Origin of the sequence: Streptomyces sp. NBC_00287 (genome assembly GCF_036173105.1) — a bacterium.
Classification (GTDB): domain Bacteria; phylum Actinomycetota; class Actinomycetes; order Streptomycetales; family Streptomycetaceae; genus Streptomyces.
On the sequence record NZ_CP108053.1, the window covers coordinates 2,384,629 to 2,403,410 of the forward strand.

16 protein-coding genes are annotated in these 18,782 nt (G+C 69.5%); 6 read left to right on the top strand and 10 right to left on the bottom strand.

What is annotated here, in order from left to right; translation table 11 throughout:
* Nucleotides 1–15 precede the first annotated feature (15 nt).
* On the bottom strand, nucleotides 16–3,054 hold the full coding sequence (uvrA, locus tag OHT76_RS10890) for an excinuclease ABC subunit UvrA (RefSeq protein WP_328870566.1): 3,039 nt from the start codon (nucleotides 3,052–3,054) through the stop codon (nucleotides 16–18).
* Between the two features lie 223 nt (nucleotides 3,055–3,277).
* Between uvrA and OHT76_RS10895 the strand changes: the two genes are divergently transcribed.
* Both OHT76_RS10895 and OHT76_RS10900 read left to right on the top strand, forming a co-directional pair.
* A complete protein-coding gene (locus OHT76_RS10895; RefSeq protein WP_328870567.1) occupies nucleotides 3,278–3,964 on the top strand; it encodes a maleylpyruvate isomerase family mycothiol-dependent enzyme in 687 nt (228 codons plus the stop codon).
* Between the two features lie 9 nt (nucleotides 3,965–3,973).
* Nucleotides 3,974–4,630: an MBL fold metallo-hydrolase gene (locus OHT76_RS10900; protein ID WP_328870568.1), complete on the top strand. Its 657-nt coding sequence runs from the start codon at nucleotides 3,974–3,976 to the stop codon at nucleotides 4,628–4,630.
* 245 nt (nucleotides 4,631–4,875) lie between these two features.
* Here OHT76_RS10900 and aroQ read toward each other — a convergent pair whose 3' ends face one another.
* Nucleotides 4,876–5,352 carry a type II 3-dehydroquinate dehydratase gene (aroQ, locus tag OHT76_RS10905; protein WP_328870569.1) on the bottom strand — a complete coding sequence of 159 codons (477 nt, stop codon included), beginning with the start codon at nucleotides 5,350–5,352 and terminating at the stop codon, nucleotides 4,876–4,878.
* Between the two features lie 104 nt (nucleotides 5,353–5,456).
* Between aroQ and OHT76_RS10910 the strand changes: the two genes are divergently transcribed.
* Together OHT76_RS10910 and OHT76_RS10915 are read left to right on the top strand one after the other, a co-directional pair.
* On the top strand, nucleotides 5,457–6,503 hold the full coding sequence (locus OHT76_RS10910; RefSeq protein WP_328870570.1) for a S66 family peptidase: 1,047 nt from the start codon (nucleotides 5,457–5,459) through the stop codon (nucleotides 6,501–6,503).
* Nucleotides 6,504–6,565: 62 nt separating this feature from the next.
* Nucleotides 6,566–7,870: an MFS transporter gene (locus OHT76_RS10915; RefSeq protein ID WP_328870571.1), complete on the top strand. Its 1,305-nt coding sequence runs from the start codon at nucleotides 6,566–6,568 to the stop codon at nucleotides 7,868–7,870.
* Here the strand turns inward: OHT76_RS10915 and OHT76_RS10920 are convergent.
* The 7 genes from OHT76_RS10920 to OHT76_RS10950 form a co-directional block, all read right to left on the bottom strand.
* Nucleotides 7,860–8,960, bottom strand: coding sequence for a calcium:proton antiporter (locus OHT76_RS10920; RefSeq protein ID WP_328870572.1), 1,101 nt, complete (start codon nucleotides 8,958–8,960; stop codon nucleotides 7,860–7,862). The two genes, OHT76_RS10915 and OHT76_RS10920, sit on opposite strands and share 11 nt — an antisense overlap.
* A gap of 70 nt (nucleotides 8,961–9,030) precedes the next feature.
* Complete coding sequence (locus OHT76_RS10925) at nucleotides 9,031–9,333, bottom strand: hypothetical protein (protein ID WP_328870573.1); 303 nt, start codon at nucleotides 9,331–9,333, stop codon at nucleotides 9,031–9,033.
* 128 nt (nucleotides 9,334–9,461) lie between these two features.
* Complete coding sequence (locus OHT76_RS10930; protein ID WP_328870574.1) at nucleotides 9,462–10,463, bottom strand: TerC family protein; 1,002 nt, start codon at nucleotides 10,461–10,463, stop codon at nucleotides 9,462–9,464.
* A 255-nt stretch (nucleotides 10,464–10,718) separates the two neighbouring features.
* Complete coding sequence (locus OHT76_RS10935) at nucleotides 10,719–12,716, bottom strand: TerD family protein (RefSeq protein ID WP_328870575.1); 1,998 nt, start codon at nucleotides 12,714–12,716, stop codon at nucleotides 10,719–10,721.
* A 63-nt stretch (nucleotides 12,717–12,779) separates the two neighbouring features.
* On the bottom strand, nucleotides 12,780–13,358 hold the full coding sequence (locus OHT76_RS10940; RefSeq protein WP_250070511.1) for a TerD family protein: 579 nt from the start codon (nucleotides 13,356–13,358) through the stop codon (nucleotides 12,780–12,782).
* Between the two features lie 152 nt (nucleotides 13,359–13,510).
* On the bottom strand, nucleotides 13,511–15,643 hold the full coding sequence (gene uvrB / locus OHT76_RS10945; protein ID WP_328870576.1) for an excinuclease ABC subunit UvrB: 2,133 nt from the start codon (nucleotides 15,641–15,643) through the stop codon (nucleotides 13,511–13,513).
* Between the two features lie 39 nt (nucleotides 15,644–15,682).
* Nucleotides 15,683–16,549: an MHYT domain-containing protein gene (locus OHT76_RS10950; RefSeq protein WP_328870577.1), complete on the bottom strand. Its 867-nt coding sequence runs from the start codon at nucleotides 16,547–16,549 to the stop codon at nucleotides 15,683–15,685.
* Nucleotides 16,550–16,826: 277 nt separating this feature from the next.
* On the opposite strand from OHT76_RS10950, the gene OHT76_RS10955 reads away from it, so the two are divergent.
* Nucleotides 16,827–17,699, top strand: coding sequence for a glycerophosphodiester phosphodiesterase (locus OHT76_RS10955; RefSeq protein ID WP_328870578.1), 873 nt, complete (start codon nucleotides 16,827–16,829; stop codon nucleotides 17,697–17,699).
* A 39-nt stretch (nucleotides 17,700–17,738) separates the two neighbouring features.
* Nucleotides 17,739–18,293, top strand: coding sequence for a methylated-DNA--[protein]-cysteine S-methyltransferase (locus OHT76_RS10960; protein WP_328870579.1), 555 nt, complete (start codon nucleotides 17,739–17,741; stop codon nucleotides 18,291–18,293).
* Between the two features lie 24 nt (nucleotides 18,294–18,317).
* Here the strand turns inward: OHT76_RS10960 and OHT76_RS10965 are convergent, their stop codons facing one another.
* Nucleotides 18,318–18,746 (bottom strand): VOC family protein, encoded by a 429-nt coding sequence (locus OHT76_RS10965; protein WP_328870580.1) that lies wholly within the window; start codon nucleotides 18,744–18,746, stop codon nucleotides 18,318–18,320.
* Between the last annotated feature and the right edge of the window lie 36 nt (nucleotides 18,747–18,782).

Below are 18,782 nucleotides of genomic sequence, written 5' to 3' on the forward strand. Positions count from 1 at the left end.
GTGGGCCGGACGGGCTCAGGCCTTACGGGCCCGGGTCGTCTTCTTCGCCGGGGCAGCCTTCTTGGTGGCTCCGGCGGCCTTCTTGGTGGCCGTGTTGTTGGCGGCCTTCGTGGTCCTGGCGGTGGCCGTCTTCTTTGCCGTCGACTTGGCCGCGACCGTCCTCTTGGCCGCCGCCCCGCGCGGGGCCCGCACCGAGGACGCGTCGCTGATGCGGTCGGCGCCGAGGATCTCCCGCAGGAACTTGCCGGTGTGGCTGGCCGGGACCGCGGCGATCTCCTCGGGCGTGCCCTCGGCGACGACCAGACCGCCGCCGCCGCCGCCCTCGGGGCCCATGTCCACGACCCAGTCGGCGGTCTTGATCACATCGAGGTTGTGCTCGATGACGATGACCGTGTTGCCTTTGTCGACCAGGCCGGACAGGACCGTCAGCAGCTTGCTGATGTCCTCGAAGTGCAGACCGGTGGTCGGCTCGTCGAGGACGTAGACCGTGCGTCCGGTGGAGCGCTTCTGGAGCTCGCTGGCGAGCTTCACGCGCTGAGCCTCGCCGCCGGACAGGGTGGTCGCGGACTGGCCGAGGCGGACATAGCCGAGACCGACGTCGTTCAGCGTCCTGAGGTGGCGGTTGATCGCCGGGACGGCCTCGAAGAAGTCCATGGCTTCCTCGATCGGCATGTTCAGGACCTCGGAGATGGACTTGCCCTTGTAGTGGACCTCCAGGGTCTCCCGGTTGTACCGGGCGCCGTGGCAGACCTCGCACGGGACGTAGACGTCCGGGAGGAAGTTCATCTCGATCTTGATGGTGCCGTCGCCCGCGCAGTTCTCGCAGCGGCCGCCCTTGACGTTGAAGGAGAAGCGGCCCGGCATGTAGCCGCGGACCTTCGCCTCGGTCGTCTCGGCGAACAGCTTGCGGATGTGGTCGAAGACGCCGGTGTACGTCGCCGGGTTGGACCGCGGCGTGCGGCCGATGGGCGACTGGTCGACGTGCACGACCTTGTCGACGAGGTCGTCGCCGTCCACGCGCGTGTGCCGCCCCGGGACGTTCCGGGCGCCGTTGAGCTCGCGGGCCAGGTGCGTGTACAGGATGTCGTTGACCAGCGTCGACTTGCCGGATCCGGAGACGCCGGTGACCGCGGTGAACACGCCCAGCGGGAACGAGACGTCGATGTCCTGGAGGTTGTTCTCCCGGGCGCCGTGCACCGTGAGGTGGCGCGTCGGGTCCTGCGGACGCCGGATGTCGGGCAGCGGAATGGCCTTCTTGCCGGACAGGTACTGCCCGGTCTGCGACTCGGCGTTGGCGAGCAGCTCCTTGAGGGAGCCGCTGTGCACGACCTTGCCGCCGTGCTCGCCCGCGCCGGGGCCGATGTCGACGATCCAGTCGGCGACCTTGATGGTGTCCTCGTCGTGCTCGACGACGATGAGCGTGTTGCCCATGTCGCGCAGCCGGACCAGGGTCTCGATCAGCCGGTGGTTGTCGCGCTGGTGCAGACCGATGGACGGCTCGTCGAGGACGTACAGGACGCCGACGAGGCCGGAGCCGATCTGGGTGGCCAGGCGGATGCGCTGGGCCTCGCCGCCGGAGAGGGTGCCGGCCGCGCGGTTCAGCGAGAGGTAGTCCAGGCCGACGTCGACCAGGAACCGCAGCCGTTCGTTGACCTCCTTCAGCACGCGCTCGGCGATCTTCTTGTCGCGGGCGTTGAGCTTCAGCTTGCCCAGGAAGTCCGCGCAGTCGCTGATCGACATCGCGGCGACCTCGGCGATCGACTTCTCCATGATGGTGACCGCGAGGACGATCGGCTTCAGGCGCGTGCCCTCACAGGTGGGGCAGGGCACCTCGCGCATATAACCCTCGAAGCGCTCACGGCTGGCGTCGGACTCGGCCTCGCCGTGCCGGCGCTTGACGAAGGGGACGGCGCCCTCGAACGGCGTGGTGTACACGCGCTCGCGACCGTACCGGTTGCGGTAGCGCACCTCGATCTGCGTCTTGTGGCCGTACAGCAGGGCCTTCCTGGCGCGCTGCGGAAGACCGGCGAAGGGGATGTCGGTCCGGAATCCCAACGCGTCCGCGAGGGCGCCGATCAGCCGGCCGAAGTAGTCCTTGGTGTGGCCGTGCGACCAGGGGTGGATCGCGCCCTCGTCGAGGCTCTTGTCCTCGTCCGGGACGATCAGCTCGGGGTCGACCTCCATGCGCGTGCCGATGCCACTGCACTCGGGGCAGGCGCCGAAGGGCGAGTTGAAGGAGAAGGAGCGGGGCTCCAGCTCCTCGAAGGACAGGTCGTCGTACGCGCAGTACAGGTGCTCCGAGTACATGCGCTCGCGCTCGGGGTCGTCCGCGGGGAGGTCGACGAAGTCCAGCACGACCATGCCACCCGACAGACCCAGGGCGGTCTCGACGGAGTCGGTCAGGCGGCGCTTGGCGGAGTCCTTCACCGTGAGGCGGTCGACGACCACCTCGATGGTGTGCTTCTCCTGCTTCTTCAGCGTGGGCGGGTTGGAGAGCTGGATGGTCTCGCCGTCCACCCGCGCGCGGGAGTAGCCCTTGGTCTGGAGGTCGGCGAAGAGATCGACGAACTCCCCCTTGCGCTCGCGCACCAGCGGGGACAGCACCTGGAAGCGGCTGCCCTCCGGAAGCTCCAGGACCTTGTCGACGATGGCCTGCGGCGACTGGCGCGAGATCGGGCGGCCGCACTCGGGACAGTGCGGCTTGCCGATGCGCGCGAAGAGCAGCCGCAGATAGTCGTAGACCTCGGTGATGGTGCCGACCGTCGAGCGCGGGTTGCGCGAGGTCGACTTCTGGTCGATGGAGACCGCGGGCGACAGTCCCTCGATGAAGTCGACGTCCGGCTTGTCCATCTGGCCGAGGAACTGGCGGGCGTACGAGGACAGCGACTCCACGTAGCGCCGCTGGCCCTCCGCGAAGATGGTGTCGAAAGCCAGCGAGGACTTGCCCGACCCCGACAGGCCCGTGAAGACGATGAGCGAGTCGCGCGGCAGGTCGAGCGAGACATTCTTGAGGTTGTGCTCGCGCGCGCCACGGACGATGAGACGGTCGGCCACGCCGGTCCGCACCTTTCTTGAGAGAAGTGACAGGGGCGGGGCCCCCGTCATTTCTCAGACTAGGGGGAGCCACTGACAACGCCGGTCGGATTCCAGGATGCGTAACACTCCCCGGCCCTCCAGCATGCCCGACGCCACTTCCGACCATATAGCACGCGCATTCGATTTACGGCACTGCTTCACCACCTTCACCCAAAGGTGTGGCGGGACTAAGGTCAGCAGCATGATTGATCACGCTCATGACCTGGCGTCTGTACGTGACGCGACCGAACGGCTGCTCACCGCTGCCGGCAAGCTGGACAACGCCGCGGTCGCCGAGCCGTCACGGCTCCCCGGCTGGACCCGCGGCCATGTCCTCGCCCACCTCGCCCGCAATGCGGACGCTCTGGTGAACGTGCTCGAGGGACGTCCCATGTACGCCTCCGCCGAGGCCCGGGACGCCGACATCGAGCGGGACGCGCCGCGCGCCCTCGACGTCCAGCTCGCGGACGTCCGCGAGAGCGCGGCCCGCTTCGCCCGCGCCGGGGACGCGCCCGCGGACTGGTCGCGGACGGTGGAGCTGCGTAACGGGGTCACCGATTCCGCGTCCCGGGTGCCGTTCCGTCGGTGGGTCGAGGTGGAGCTGCATCACGTGGACCTCGGGATCGGGTACGAGCTGGAGGATCTTCCGGATGAGTTCACCCAGCGCGAGATCAACTTCCTTGCGGAACGGTTCCGGGGCAACCCCGAGGTTCCCGCCGTGATGATCGTGGAGGACGACGGGAGGCAGATCCCCACCGGCCGTCATGTGGGAGACCCGGTCACCGTCAGCGGCCGCCAGGCCGATCTGCTCGGCTGGCTCTGCGGCCGCCGCGACGGATCGGCGCTGACCGCGGTCGGCGGGCCCCTGCCGACGCTTCCCCCGCTATAGGCTGCCGCCATGACGTACAGCGGAGAGGTGACGGTCGGGGGCGCGGCGGATGTGCACGAGCTCAAGGACCTGATGATCACCAAGATCGCGGTCGGTCCGATGGACAACAACTGCTATCTGCTGCGCTGCCGGGCGACGGACGAGCAGCTGCTGATCGACGCGGCGAACGACGCGGAGTCGCTGATCGGCATGATCGGTGACGACGGCATCGCGTCCGTCGTCACCACCCACCGGCACGGCGACCACTGGCAGGCGCTCGCGCAGGTCGTCGCGGCCACGGGCGCGCGCACGTACGCGGGGCGCGACGACGCCGAGGGCATCCCCGTGCCGACCGACGTCCTGGTCGACGACGGGGACGTCATCCGCGTGGGGCACGTGGAACTCACCGCGCGCCACCTGGTCGGGCACACGCCCGGCTCGATCGCCCTGGTCTACGACGACCCGCACGGACATCCCCATGTGTTCACCGGGGACTGTCTGTTCCCGGGCGGCGTGGGCAACACCCGCAAGGACCCGAAGGCGTTCGCCAGCCTGATCCACGACGTCGAGACAAAAATCTTCGCCGTGCTGCCGGACGAGACCTGGGTCTACCCGGGCCACGGCAACGACACGACGCTGGGCGCGGAGCGGCCGCAACTGCCGGAGTGGCGCGCGCGGGGGTGGTGAAGGCGGTGGTGCACGCGGGGCGCGAACCGCAACTCGCGCGCCCCGTGTGAACTCTTCGCACGCACCCGCGCCCTGCGCGCGCTCCCGGCGTATGCCGTTGCGTAGTCAACTGGAAGCAATCCGCACAGGATGACGGCTCCTGCGCGGTACGGGCCGCCGGTCTCATTCCCCGCCCTCGACCGGCGGCCCCGGTGCGCGCCCGGACGGCGTCCCGGTAAGGGGCACACCGCCATGGACGGTGGGTATTACGCCTCGGCTTGCGACGCCGCGCCCACCAGCGCCACCACGCGCTCTACGCCGAAGACATACCCCTGCACCCCGCAACCGGCGATGACCCCGTCGGCGCGCGCCGAGACATAGGAGTGGTGCCGGAAGGACTCGCGCTGGTGGATGTTGGAGATGTGGACCTCCAACACCGGCATGCCGTCACAGGCGTTGAGGGCGTCCAGGATCGCGACGGACGTGTGGGAGTAGGCGGCCGGGTTGATCACGATCCCACAGTGGTTGAGCCGGGCCTCGTGGATCCAGTCGACCAGCTCGCCCTCGTGGTTGGACTGACGGAAGTCCACCGTCCCACCGTGCGCGGCCGCCGCCTTGGCGCACATCGCCTCGACGTCGGCGAGGGTGTCGGAGCCGTAGATCTCGGGCTGACGCTGGCCGAGCAGGTTCAGGTTGGGGCCGTTGAGGATCATGATCGGGGCGTTGGCCAGGGTGCGGGGCACGGTTCCTCCGGTCCGTTCGGTGTCGAGCGGCCCATGGAGGACCGCTGCTCAGACCCGGTTTATCACGGTGCGCGGACGACGCGGCGGCCCGTACCCTGCCCGACATGACGACGATCTCGTATCCCCCCAAGCCCTCACCGGGCGACCGCATTGCCGTCATCTCCCCCGGCAGCGGCCTTCCCGGACTCTTCCCGCGCCCCCACGAACTGGGCCTGGAGCGGCTGCGCAAGGAGTACGGCCTCGAACCGGTGGAGTACCCCGCGACCCGCAAGATGGGCTCGACACCCCAGGAGCGGGCCGAGGACATCCACGCCGCCTTCGCCGACCCGGACATCAAGGCGGTGATCGCGTCCATCGGCGGCGACGACCAGATCACCGTGCTGCCTTTCCTGGACCGGGAGTTGATCCGGGCGAACCCAAAGCCGTTCTTCGGGATGAGCGACAACACGAACCTGCTGGCGTTCCTGCGCAATGCCGGAATCGTCGGCTATCACGGCGCGACGGTGATGACCGCGCTGGGCCGCCCGGTCGCCATGAACCCGTTGACGGCAGATTCGCTGCGCGCGGCGCTGTTCACATCGGGCGAGTACGAGTTGAGCCCCGCAGAGCGCTGGAACGACATCGACCGCGACTGGGCCGACCCGGCCACCTTCGACGCGGAGCCCGAGACAAGGCCGGGCGCCGGCTGGACCTGGGAGAACGCCGACCGCGTGGTGGAGGGCCGCAGTTGGGGTGGCTGTCTGGAGATCCTCGGCTGGATGCTGATGGCCGACCGCGAGATCCCGCGCGACCTCGCGGAGTTCGACGACGGGGTGCTGCTTCTGGAGACCTCGGAGGAGATGCCGAGCGGGCTCGAGGTCTTCCGCACCCTGCGCAACATGGGCGAACGCGGACTCCTCCAGCGCTTCTCCGCGCTGCTGATGGGCCGCCCGAAGACCTGGTCCTTCGAACACCCCAACAGCCCTGAGGAAGCGGCGCGTTACGCCGAGGAACAGCGTGAGGCCGTCCTGCGCGCCATGCGGGTGTATGCCCCCCACACCACGATCGTCTTCGATGTGGATTTCGGACACACCGATCCGCAACTCGTGATCCCCTACGGCGGTCTCGTACGGGTCGACGGCCCGGCCCGGCGCATCACCGTCATGTACTGAGGCCAGGCGGGCGCGTCCGCACGCCCCCGTAACCCGCGGTCACCGTGGGTAGTTGACGCGGCATGCACGACGTACGCACCGTAAGGGCGCCCTCCATGCTGCGGCTCGCGGCCGCGTCGCTCGCCGGGACGGCCATCGAGTTCTACGACTTCTTCGTCTACGGGACCGCCGCGGCGCTGGTCCTGGGGCCGCTGTTCTTCCCCACGTTCTCGCCGCTGGCGGGGACACTGGCCGCATTCGGGACGTTCGGGGTGGGGTTCATCGCGCGGCCGCTCGGCTCCGTGCTGTTCGGGCACATCGGGGACCGGCACGGGCGGCGCCCGGTCCTCGTCGCCTCCCTGCTGCTGACCGGCGCCTCCACGGTCGCGGTCGGCTGTGTACCGACGTACGACACGATCGGGGTGGCCGCTCCCGTCCTACTGCTCGTGCTGCGCTTTCTGCAGGGTCTCGGGCTCGGCGGGGAGTGGGGCGGGGCCGTCCTGCTGACCGCGGAGCACGCGCCCGCCGAGCGGCGGGGGCTGTGGTCGAGCTTTCCGCAGGTGGGCCCGGCGGTCGGGTTTCTGCTCGCGAACGGCGTGACGCTCGCGCTGGCGGCGACCCTGTCCGAGGCGCAGTTCGCCGCATGGGGATGGCGGGTGCCGTTCTGGGCGGCGGGGGTGCTGGCCGTGGCGGGGCTGTGGCTCAGGTCCTCGCTCGCCGAGAGCCCGCAGTTCCTGGAGATCGACGACCACGCGCGCGTGCCGCTCGCCGAGGTCGTGCGCGACCATTGGCGGCTCGTCCTGCTGACGGCCGGCGCGCTGGCGGTCGGGTACGCGATCTTCTACGCGGTGACGACGTGGTCCCTCGCCTATGCGACGGAACGGCTCGGGGTGAGCCGTACGGTCATGCTGGTCTGCATCATGGCCGCGGTGCTGGTGAAGGGGTCGCTCACCCCGGTGGCGGCGCTGCTCGGGGACCGGTACGGGCGGCGGCCGATGTGTCTGGCCGGATGCGCGGCGGCCGCGGTGTGGATGTTCCCGATGGTCGCGCTGCTCGCCACCGGTGCGCCGCTGCTGATGTTCCTGGGCTTCCTGGGCGCGATGCTCGCGTTCATCACCATGTTCGCCGTCATCGCCGCCTACCTGCCCGAGCTGTACGAACCACGGGTGCGCTGCACGGGTGCCGCGGTCGGCTACAACCTCGGCGGGGTCCTGGGCGGCGCGCTCACGCCCATCGCGGCGACCGCGCTGGCCGAGCAGGGCGGCCGGGTGCCGTGGGGTGTGGGGGCGTATCTGACGGGGATCGCGCTGCTCAGCCTGGGCTGTTTCGCGCTGCTGCCGGAGACGCGTCCGGCGCGGGTGGTGGCGCCGGCGGCGGTCATGGATTGATCGCGAGTTCGAGGTAGGCCGCGAACAGCACGAGGTGCACGCCTCCTTGGAGGGGTGTGGCCCGGCCCGGTACCACTGTCAGCGAGCTCACCACGACGGTCAGGGCGAGCAGCACCATGTGGGTGGCGCCGAGGCCGAGGACGAGCGGTCCCGAGAGCCAGATCGTCGCCAGGGCGACCGCGGGGATGGTCAGGCCGATGCTGGCCATCGCCGAGCCGAGCGCGAGGTTCAGGCTGGTCTGCACCCGGTCGCGGCGGGCGGAGCGCAGCGCGGCGATCGTCTCGGGCAGCAGCACCAGCAGGGCGATGATCACACCGACGACGGCATGCGGCAGTCCCGCCGACTCCACCCCGGACTCAATGGTGGGCGACACCGCCTTGGCGAGGCCGACCACACCGATCAGTGCCAGGCCCAGCAGAGCCAGGCTGATCAATGCGGTCCGGGCGGTCGGTGCGTGGGCGTGGTCGTCCGCGGTGATCACGTCGCCCTGCCGGGTGATGGGCAGGAAGTAGTCGCGGTGGCGCACGGTCTGCGTCGCGACGAACAGGCCGTAGAGGACGAGCGAGGAGATCGCGGCGAAGGTCAGCTGGACGGTGGAGAACTCCGGGCCCGGCTTGCTGGTGGTGAAGGTCGGCAGGACCAGGCTGAGGGTGGCCAGGGTGGCGACGGTCGCCAGGGCCGCGCCGGTGCCCTCGGGGTTGAAGACCGCGGTGCCGTGGCGCAGGGAGGCGACCAGGAGGCACAGGCCGACGATGCCGTTGCAGGTGATCATCACGGCGGCGAAGACGGTGTCCCGGGCGAGGGTCGCGCTCTTGTCGCCGCCGTCCACCATCAGGGTGACGATCAGGGCGACCTCGATGATCGTGACCGCGACGGCGAGGACGAGGGAGCCGAAGGGCTCGCCCACCCGGTGGGCGACGACTTCGGCGTGGTGGACGGCGGCCAGGACGGCTCCGGCGAGCACCAGGGTCACCAGCGCGACGACCGCGCCCGGCAGGTCCCGGCCCCAGGTCAGGGCCAGCAGAACCACCGCGAGCGCCGGCACGGCGGCCGTCCACTGGGTGGTGAGCGACCTGAGCCGAGCGATCATACAGCGATCGTCGCAAAGCGGGACGGGCCCCGCATGTCGATGGTGCGGGGCCCGTTCACCGCTGCCGGAGCTACTTGAGGTCGCTCGCGTCCAGCAAATCGCAGTTGATGAAGCGGGGTTCACGGGTACACAGCGCACCCAGTTGCTCGGCCATCTTGGTCGTGTCGGGGTGCTCGCTGTTCCGCATGGCCTCCTCGTACGACTCGAACTCGATCACCGCGAGGTAACGCCCGGGCGTGTCACGGTCCTTCAGGAGGGTGCGGTGGGTGGGGCCGCCCTCCCGGCCGGCGGCGCGCTCCCGGGCGCCTTCCAGCAGCTGTTCCATTTCGTCGAGCCGCTCGGTCTCGAAGTCGATGATCTGCACGAACTTCACGGATACCTCCGCCGGCCACTGCGCCCCCGGGCCGGGGAACGCGCTCAGAACAAAGCAAGCACCGGGAGAGGTGCACGGCAATCGCCGCGCACCTCTCCCGGTGATGGTTGTTTCTACGCCCGAAGCCGTCAGGCCTCGATGCTGTCCTTCGGAGCGCCTTCGCTCTCCTTCTGCGCCGCCTCGGCCGCCGCCTGCTTCTTGGAAGCACGCAGGCTGGTGATCGTGGTGACGATCAGGACGGAGCAGATCACGCCCAGCGAGACCGGAATGCTGATCTCCGGGACATGCACCCCGGACTCGTGCAGCGCGTGCAGCACCAGCTTGACGCCGATGAAGCCGAGGATGATCGACAGGCCGTAGCTGAGGTGGACCAGCTTCTTCAGCAGGCCGCCGATCAGGAAGTACAGCTGCCGCAGACCCATCAGCGCGAAGGCGTTGGCGGTGAAGACGATGTACGGGTCCTGGGTCAGGCCGAAGATCGCGGGGATGGAGTCGAGCGCGAAGAGCACATCCGTGGAGCCGATGGCGAGCATCACGACGAGCATCGGGGTCATGACCCGCTTGCCGTTCTGCTGGATCCACAGCTTGGTGCCGTGGTAGCGGTCGGCGACACCGAAGCGGCGCTCGGCGGCCTTGAGGAGCTTGTTCTCCTCGAACTCCTCGTCCTCCTCGTCGGCCCGGGCCTCCTGGATGAGCTTCCAGGCCGTCCAGATCAGGAACGCGCCGAAGATGTAGAACACCCAGGCGAAGTTGGCGATGACGGCGGCGCCTGCCGCGATGAAGATCGCGCGCAGCACCAGGGCTATGAGCACGCCGACGAGGAGCACTCGCTGCTGGTACTGCGAGGGCACCGCGAACTTCGCCATGATCAGGACGAAGACGAAGAGGTTGTCGACGCTCAGCGACTTCTCGGTGATGAAGCCGGCGAAGAACTCACCGGCGGGCTGGCCGCCGCCGAAGACCAGCAGCCCGAGGCCGAAGAGACCGGCCAGGGCGATCCAGACGACGGTCCAGATCCCGGCTTCCTTGATGGACACGTCGTGCGGCTTGCGGCCGATGAAGAAGTCGACCGCGATGAGGGCGGCGAGGCCCACGATCGTCAGGACCCACAGGGTCAGGGAAACATCCACTGCGCCTCCGGCAGTACGTAACGGCAAATGTCAGCGTCGTCGCTGCCGGAGGTCTCTTCCACCCGCGATCGGGCCGACGCCCCGGGATCTGGCCTGATCCGTATTGACGGGTACGCCGCAGTAGACAGGGAGTACTCCCCTCCGCACGAAAGAGAGTACCCAATCACCAAGGAAAGGTAAAGAGTGAGGTAAAAGAAAGGCCAAAAGCCCAGGTCAGAGTGGCTTTACGGATGCTTGGTAAAGGTCAGATCAGGGTCACCGGTTCCAGGAGCGGCGAGCCGCGGCGACCTGGGTGAGTACCTGCTGGAGCACCTGGCTGCCAGGCGGTACGAGCGGGGGCTCGTAGGTCCAGGCGTGCCCCACCCAGGGGTCGGCGAGGTGGTCCTCCGGCACCGGGGTGAGTCGCAGCAGCGAACGCCACAGCGGGTCCAGCAACGGGCCGTAGGCGGCGGCCTCCTCGCGGTCGGCGACCATCATCAGGTGGACGCCGACGGACGGACCCTCGTCCGCGAGATAGCGCAGCTGGTTCACGGCCCGGTCGTCGAATCCGTGCGGGAAGTCATTGACGATCAGCAGCTGCTCGGAGGTGTCGAAGCCGGGCGGGAGCGACTCGGACGCACCGCCGCGCACTGCCATCTGCACCAGGTCGACGCGCTGGGTGAGCCTGCCGAGGACCTCCGTCACCCCCGCCGCCCCCACGGCGGGCGGCGCCGCGAGCACGCCGGTCTGCACCAGCGGGGCGAGCGCCTGGGCACCGGAGCCGGCCGGGTCGATCACATGGACCGTGAAGTCGCCCGCCGGATGCACGGCGAGCAGCCTCGCCGCGTGCGCCACGGCCGCCTCCAGGGCGAGCCGACTCAGGTCGTGGGAGTCGTGGAACGAGCCGTCGAGCGATCCCGACTGTCCGCTGTCGATCCACAGACCGCGCTCCAGCGGCAGCCGCACCAGCATGGGTATGCGCAGCGGGTCGCTCTCGGGCAGATACAGATCGCCCAGGCGCAGCGCCATGGGCGTCTCCATCGGCACACGGTAGGCGTGCCAGACGGGGTTGTCCCAGCGCGCGTACGCCGCCGGCAGCGCGGGCTCGACGACATCGGACTCGGCGGTGAGCTGGGCGAGGTCCCGGTCGAGGGTGGCCCTGGCCTGGTCCACGAGCTGGGCGTGCTTGGCCTGGGCCGCCTCGCGCGCGGCGTCGCCCTGGCCGCCGATCCGGCTGCGCGGGTCGGACAGGACCTGATCGAGCTCCTTCTCCATGCGCGAGTCGGCGAAATCGACGGCGCTGCGGTACGCGGCCGTCGTCCGGGCCAGGTCCTCGAACATGCCCCAGACCTGGTTGTAGAGCCGCTCGTCCATGGACCAGCCGGTGGCGTCGCCCGCGACCGGCTGCCCGGGCTGACCCGGCTGGGCCGGGGGCGCGGGCGGGGCGGGCGGCGGCGGAGCGGTGCTCTGCCGGCCCGGGTGGCTGTAGTTGATGCCTCCGCCGGCGGCGGGCGGGTCCGCAGGCGCCGGGTAGCCGGGCGCGTTCTGCGGCGGCTGCCCGCCGCTGTACGGCGGTGTGGCGGGCGACGGCGGTACGGCGCTGGAGGCGCCCTGTGTGCCGTACGGCGATGTGGGTGCGGTGCCGCCCTCGTCGGGACCCACGGCCGGGGCGGCCTGCTGCCGGGAACGGTCGCCCTGCAGGGGCGCCTGGACCGAACGGGCCACGCCCTGGGCCACCGCGTCATTGATGCCGCTGGCCAGCAGTCCCGCCTCGGGCAGGTTCTGGTCGGCGAGCAGTTCGGCGAGGCCGCCCGCGTAGCCCTGGCCGATGGCGCGCACCTTCCAGGCGCCCTGGCGGCGGTAGAGCTCCAGGGCGACGACGGCCGACTCGGCGTCCAGGCCGGTGATCGTGTAGCTGGCCACCTCGGAGCCGTCGAGGCCGGTGACCGCGACGAAGGGGGCGGCGACCGCGCCGAAGCGGACCGGGCCCCCCACGCCGGTGGGCAGGGCGAGCAGCACACTGACCCGGTGCACGGACTCCGGCACGGCGTCCAGGTCCACCGCGAGTCGATGGTCGGCGGCCGCCTGCCGGGAGACCTCCAGGCCCGGCAGGGTGGGCGCGCCCGGATGGGCCACCCACTCCGTGCCATGGACCTTGCCGTGCTCGTCACTGAGCGTGGCACCAGCCACGATCGGCGCGCCGGCCGAGACCCGGATCTCGAGACGGGCCTGGGAGAGCGGGTGGTTCTGCCCCCGCACCAGCTCGGCCGTCATCGCCTTCGTCCCCCTGTGTCGCTGTGTACTCGTGTGGTGAAGTGTGCTGTTCGCCCGGTGGACCTACAGGTGCGGCAGGATCGCCGGCATCAGGTCCTGGAAGGTACGGCCGTTGGCGGGCGTACCGATGGCCGTCATCGTCCAGCCCGGGCCGTTGCGGTGCACCTTCGCCATGATCTGGGCGGTGTAGGCGCCGCCGCCCGCGAGCGTGTAGCGGGCGAGTTCCTGGCCGTTCGTCTCGTCGACGATGCGGCAGAACGCGTTCTGGACCTCCTGGAAGGTCTGGCCCGTGAAGGAGTTCACGGTGAAGACGATCTGGTCGATGTGGACCGGGATCCGCTGCAGGTCGACGAGGATCGCCTCGTCGTCGCCGCCCTGGCCGACACCGCCGACCAGGTTGTCACCGGTGTGCCGGACCGAGCCGTCGTCGCTCACCAGGTGGCGGAAGAAGACCACATCGACCGGCTGCTTGTCGGCGAACAGGACGGCGGAGGCGTCCAGGTCGACCTCCCGGGTGCGCGAGCCGAACAGGCCACGCCGGGGGGCCGCCTGCCAGCCGAGACCCATGCGCACCGCGGTCAGGCTGCCGCCGTCGTTCTTCTGAAGGCTGATTGCCTGACCCTTGGTCATGTTGACGGTCACGCGCTGATTCCCCTCTCGAACTGTCCCCTGTTGCCGCGGAGTCCGCGGATGACGAGAACCCTACGCAGGGGCACTGACAGTGCCGTACCCAGGTCCGCACTTTGTGTCGGTCTTGCAACACTGCGCGCCCCCGCGCGGTCACCCCTGTCCCGTCAGGCCAGGCCCGCCTCCTTCATCTGGCGCAGTTCCTTCTTCATCTCGGAGACCTCGTCGCGCAGCCGGGCCGCGATCTCGAACTGGAGGTCGGCCGCGGCGGCGCGCATCCGCGCGGTCATCTCCTCGATCTGCTCGGCGAGTTCGGCCGCGGGACGGTCGGTGGGCACCGTCTCCTTGGCCTTGCCCTTCGCCCCGCCCTTGACCGCCTTGCCGCCCAGCGAGGGCACCGGGGCCTTCGCGCCCTTGCCGTCCTTGGTCTTGCGGTAGCCGGAGCCGAGCAGCTGCTCGGTGTCGACGTCCTCACGGGCGATCTGCGCGACGATGTCGTTGATCTTCTTGCGCAGCGGCTGCGGGTCGATGCCGTTCGCCTTGTTGTACGCGACCTGCTTCTCCCGGCGGCGGTTGGTCTCGTCGATGGCCTTCTCCATCGCCGCCGTGATCTTGTCCGCGTACATATGGACCTGGCCGGAAACGTTACGCGCGGCGCGGCCGATCGTCTGGATCAGCGAGGTGCCCGAGCGCAGGAAGCCCTCCTTGTCCGCGTCGAGGATCGCGACCAGGGAGACCTCGGGCAGGTCGAGGCCCTCGCGCAGGAGGTTGATGCCGACCAGCACGTCGTACTCACCGGCGCGCAGCTCGCGCAGCAGCTCCACGCGGCGCAGGGTGTCGACGTCGCTGTGCAGATAGCGCACCTGGATGCCGAGTTCCAGGAAGTAGTCGGTGAGGTCCTCGGCCATCTTCTTGGTGAGGGTCGTGACCAGGACCCGCTCGTCCTTCTCGGTGCGCTTGCGGATCTCGTGCACCAGGTCGTCGATCTGGCCCTCGGTGGGCTTGACCACGACCTCGGGGTCGACCAGGCCGGTGGGGCGGATGATCTGCTCGACGGCACCGTCGGAACGCGAGAGCTCGTACTGGCCAGGGGTCGCCGACAGATAGACCGTCTGGCCGATGCGCCCCTGGAACTCCTCCCACTTCAGCGGGCGGTTGTCGAGCGCGGAGGGCAGCCGGAAGCCGTGGTCCACGAGGGTGCGCTTGCGGGAGGCGTCGCCCTCGTACATGGCGCCGATCTGCGGGACGGTCACATGCGACTCGTCGATGACGAGCAGGAAGTCGTCCGGGAAGTAGTCGAGCAGGGTGTTCGGCGGGGAGCCGGGCAGCCGGCCGTCGAAGTGCATCGAGTAGTTCTCGACGCCCGAGCAGGAGCCGATCTGGCGGAGCATCTCGAGGTCGTACGTGGTACGCATGCGCAGGCGCTGGGCCTCCAGCAGCTTGCCCTGCTTCTCCAACTCGGCGAGTCGCTCGCCCAGCTCCTTCTCGATGTCGTTGACGGCCCGCTCCATGCGCTCGGGTCCGGCGACGTAGTGGGAGGCCGGGAAGACATATAGCTGCTCGTCGTCGCTGATGATCTCGCCGGTGACCGGGTGCAGGGTGGACAGCGCCTCGATCTCGTCGCCGAACATCTCGATGCGGACGGCCAGCTCCTCGTAGACCGGGAAGATCTCGATGGTGTCGCCGCGGACGCGGAAGGTGCCGCGGGCGAAGGCCATGTCGTTGCGCGTGTACTGGATGTCCACGAAACGGCGCAGCAGCTGGTCGCGGTCGATCTCCTCGCCGACCTTGAGGGGGACCATGCGGTCCACGTACTCCTGCGGAGTACCGAGGCCGTAGATGCAGGAGACCGAGGCGACCACGACCACATCGCGGCGGGTGAGCAGCGAGTTGGTGGCGGAGTGGCGCAGCCGCTCGACCTCCTCGTTGATCGAGGAGTCCTTCTCGATGTAGGTGTCCGACTGCGGGACGTAGGCCTCGGGCTGGTAGTAGTCGTAGTACGAGACGAAGTACTCGACGGCGTTGTTCGGGAGGAGCTCCCGGAACTCGTTCGCCAGCTGGGCGGCCAGGGTCTTGTTCGGCGCCATCACCAGGGTGGGGCGCTGGAGCTGTTCGATCATCCACGCGGTGGTGGCGGACTTGCCGGTGCCGGTCGCGCCGAGCAGGACGACGTCCTTCTCACCTGCCTGGATGCGCCGGGCGAGGTCGGCGATGGCCTGCGGCTGGTCGCCGCTGGGCTGGTAGGGGCTGACGACCTCGAAGGGCGCCACCGTGCGTTCGATGCTGGAAACGGGCCGCATGGATCCACCGTACGGCCACCCACTGACAACGGGGCCGGGTCACCGCTTCTGCGGGGTGCGGGAGCGGCGTTCGCCCAGGCTGCGGCGGGGGCGGAGCTGCGGGCGGCGGGCGGTGTGGGCGGCGGCGCTGTGGGCGGGGATGCCGGGTTTGTTGTCCACGGGGGCCAGGTCGGGCTTGCCCATGACCATCAGGGGGTCGAACATCACCACGATTCCGGCCAGCAGCAGGAAGGCGAGCGGGCCGATCATCATGGGCGCGAGCAGGGCGGCGGGCGAGTCGCCCGTCGAAGTGTCCTGGGCGCTGTGCAGATGGACGCTGAGGGCGGCCATGCCGGTGTAGTGCATCCCGCTGACGGCGAGCCCCATGACAAGGCTCGCGCCCACACTCCACAGGAAGCCCCTGACCTGCCCGGCGGCCCACAGGGCGGCGGTGGCCGCGGCCATGGCTATGGCGACCGAGGCGGCGACGGTGAAGGTGTTGTACCCCAGCTTGCCGTTGAGCTGCAGCCCCGCCATGCCCAGGTAGTGCATGGAGGCTATGCCGAGTCCTGTGATGGTGCCGCCGGTGAACAGGGCGGTGCCGCGCGCGCCCTTGTAGCCGACGATGAAGATCCCTATGCCGACCATGACGACGGCGACGGCGAGGCTCGCGAACGTCATCGATTTGTCGTAGTGGATCGGGGTCTCCTTGACCGTGAACCCCATCATGGCGACGAAGTGCATGGTCCATATGCCGGAACCGATGGCCGCCGAGCCGAGGGCGAGCCAGCCGGGGCGCCAGGAGCGGGTGACGAGCATCGCTCTGGTGGTGCAGCGCAGGCCGAGGGCGCCGCCCAGGCAGGCCATGAGGTAGGCCACCAGCGGTGTGACGAGGCCGTAGCTGAATCCGTCGACCGTGCCCTGCATACGCGGCTGTCCTTCCGCCCTCTTGTGTCCCGGAATGTGCTGATAAACGCCCCCTCCCAGGACCGCCCGAACGGTCAGGGTTGAGGCAGAGAGTATGACCCCCACCGGAATGGTCGAACGATTTTCCGACAAAGAAACACGGCCCTGCCCCAGTTGTGCGGCAGCGGTGAACGGACTTGGGCAACCCCATTCAATCCATGGCCATTCTGCAACCCCCTGATGTTGACGCTCTGCTGTCACAGTGGTGCTGTCCGTGACGTTCGTCAAAGGAGTACGCATGCACGCGCGCGCTGTTGCCGCCACGACCACCGCGCTCCTGGGGACCGCCGCCTTCCTGCTGCCGCCCTTCGACGCCCGGGCCGGGGTCACCGGTATTCCGCCGACGGTCCTCGCCCACCGGGGCGCCTCGGCCTACGCGCCCGAGAACACGCTCGCCGCCGTCGACAAGGCGGCGCAGCTCGGCATCAAGTGGGTCGAGAACGACGTCCAGCGCACCAAGGACGGCGAGCTGATCGTCCTCCACGACGACAACCTGAAGCGGACGACCGACGTCGAGGAGGTCTTCCCCGGCCGGGCCCCTTGGAAGGTGAAGGACTTCACGGCCGCGGAGATCGCCCGCCTGGACGCCGGAAGCTGGTTCGGCCCCGCGTACGCGGGCGCGCGCGTGCCGACACTGGAGCAGTACATGAGCCGCGTCGAGCGCCACCACCAGAAGCTGCTCCTGGAGATCAAGAACCCCGGCCTGTACCCGGGTATCGAGCGGCAGACCCTGAAGGTGCTCAGCAATGAAGGCTGGCTCGATCGAAGCCATCGGGCCCGGCTGATCGTGCAGAGCTTCAGCGCGGACAGTGTGCGGACCGTCCATCAGCTCAAGCCGGCGGTCAAGACCGGGTTCCTCGGCACGCCGAATGTGGGGGATCTGCCCGCGTACGCCGAATTCACCGACCAGATCAACCCGTCGTACGGCTCGATCTCCGCGGGCTACGTCGCCGCCGTGCACGCCTTCACGGGGCCGCACGGCAAGGCGCTGGAGGTCTTCACCTGGACCGTCGACAGCGCGGCCGACGCCCGGCGGGTCGCCGGGTACGGGGTCGACGGGATCATCACCAACAAGCCCGATGTGGTGCGCGAGGCGGTGCGCGGGCGCTGACCGAGGGCGTTGTCAGTGCCGGGCCGTACGGTGGATCGCATGGACAGCCAAGGGCAGTACGAGCAGCAGGTCGTGTGGAGCGTCGTCGGCACCGACATCGGTCCGCTGCTGCTGGCCGCGACCCGCGAGGGCCTGGTCAACGTCGTCTTCCACGCCACCGACGCGGTGCGCGACAAGGCCTTGGACCGGCTCGCGTCCCGGCTGGGCGGCGAGCCGGTCGAGGCGCCCGACTCCCCTGTGCTCGCCGAGGCGATACGCCAGCTGAAGGCGTACTTCGCAGGCGAGCGGCACGACTTCGAGCTGCCGCTGGACTGGTCGCTGATCTCGGGCTTCAACCGGCAGGTGCTGCGCGAGCTGGCCGCCGGCGTGCCCTACGGCTCGGTCGTCGGCTACGGCGATCTGGCCGGGCGGGTCGGCCAGCCGGGCGCCGCCCAGGCGGTGGGCACGGCGATGGGCGCCAATCCGCTGCCCGTGGTCGTGCCCTGCCACCGGGTCGTGGAGAGCGACGGCGGCATCGGCGGATTCGGGGGCGGCCTGGAGACCAAGCGCAAGCTGCTCGCCCTGGAGGGCGTGCTGCCCGAGCCACTGTTCTGAGCCGGTGGGCACCCCGTGCGGCCGTCAGTCGTAGTGCCGGGCCTCGAAGACGTTTCCGTCCGGGTCGCGGAAGTAGAAGCTGCGCTTGGCCGGGCCGCGGGCGCCGAAGGAGTCGTGGGAGATCTCCGAGATCGGCACCTCGCCCTCCGCCAGGCGGGCGAGGAGGGCGTCGAAGGCGTCCGAGGGCAGGGCGACGCAGACGTGGTTGACCGGGTGTCCGGCGCTCTTCTCGGCGCCCGGGAGCATCTTCATGCGTTCCGCCATGCTCTGCGGCATGAGGTCGATGATGGTGTCCTCGTTGAGGCGCACCGAGGGGAACGGCACCTGCCCCGCGGCGAACTCGGCGAGCCGTACGGGCAGCGTGCCGAGGGTCCTCTCGTAGAACTCGGCCGAGCCGATCGGGTCGCTCACCCAGAGGACGACATGGTCGAGTCGTGCGGTGTGGTCGGTCATGCGTCCCAGGCTGGTGTCGTCCCCCACAGGCCGCAA

Coding starts and splice junctions, on each gene's coding strand:
- OHT76_RS10960 (WP_328870579.1), top strand. CDS start 17,739: ATGGACAGCCAAGGGCAGTACGAGCAGCAGGTCGTGTGGAGCGTCGTC.
- OHT76_RS10895 (WP_328870567.1), top strand. CDS start 3,278: ATGATTGATCACGCTCATGACCTGGCGTCTGTACGTGACGCGACCGAA.
- OHT76_RS10950 (WP_328870577.1), bottom strand. CDS start 16,549: ATGCAGGGCACGGTCGACGGATTCAGCTACGGCCTCGTCACACCGCTG.
- OHT76_RS10965 (WP_328870580.1), bottom strand. CDS start 18,746: ATGACCGACCACACCGCACGACTCGACCATGTCGTCCTCTGGGTGAGC.
- uvrB (WP_328870576.1), bottom strand. CDS start 15,643: ATGCGGCCCGTTTCCAGCATCGAACGCACGGTGGCGCCCTTCGAGGTC.
- OHT76_RS10910 (WP_328870570.1), top strand. CDS start 5,457: ATGACGACGATCTCGTATCCCCCCAAGCCCTCACCGGGCGACCGCATT.
- OHT76_RS10935 (WP_328870575.1), bottom strand. CDS start 12,716: ATGACGGCCGAGCTGGTGCGGGGGCAGAACCACCCGCTCTCCCAGGCC.
- OHT76_RS10900 (WP_328870568.1), top strand. CDS start 3,974: ATGACGTACAGCGGAGAGGTGACGGTCGGGGGCGCGGCGGATGTGCAC.
- OHT76_RS10955 (WP_328870578.1), top strand. CDS start 16,827: ATGCACGCGCGCGCTGTTGCCGCCACGACCACCGCGCTCCTGGGGACC.
- OHT76_RS10920 (WP_328870572.1), bottom strand. CDS start 8,960: ATGATCGCTCGGCTCAGGTCGCTCACCACCCAGTGGACGGCCGCCGTG.
- OHT76_RS10915 (WP_328870571.1), top strand. CDS start 6,566: ATGCACGACGTACGCACCGTAAGGGCGCCCTCCATGCTGCGGCTCGCG.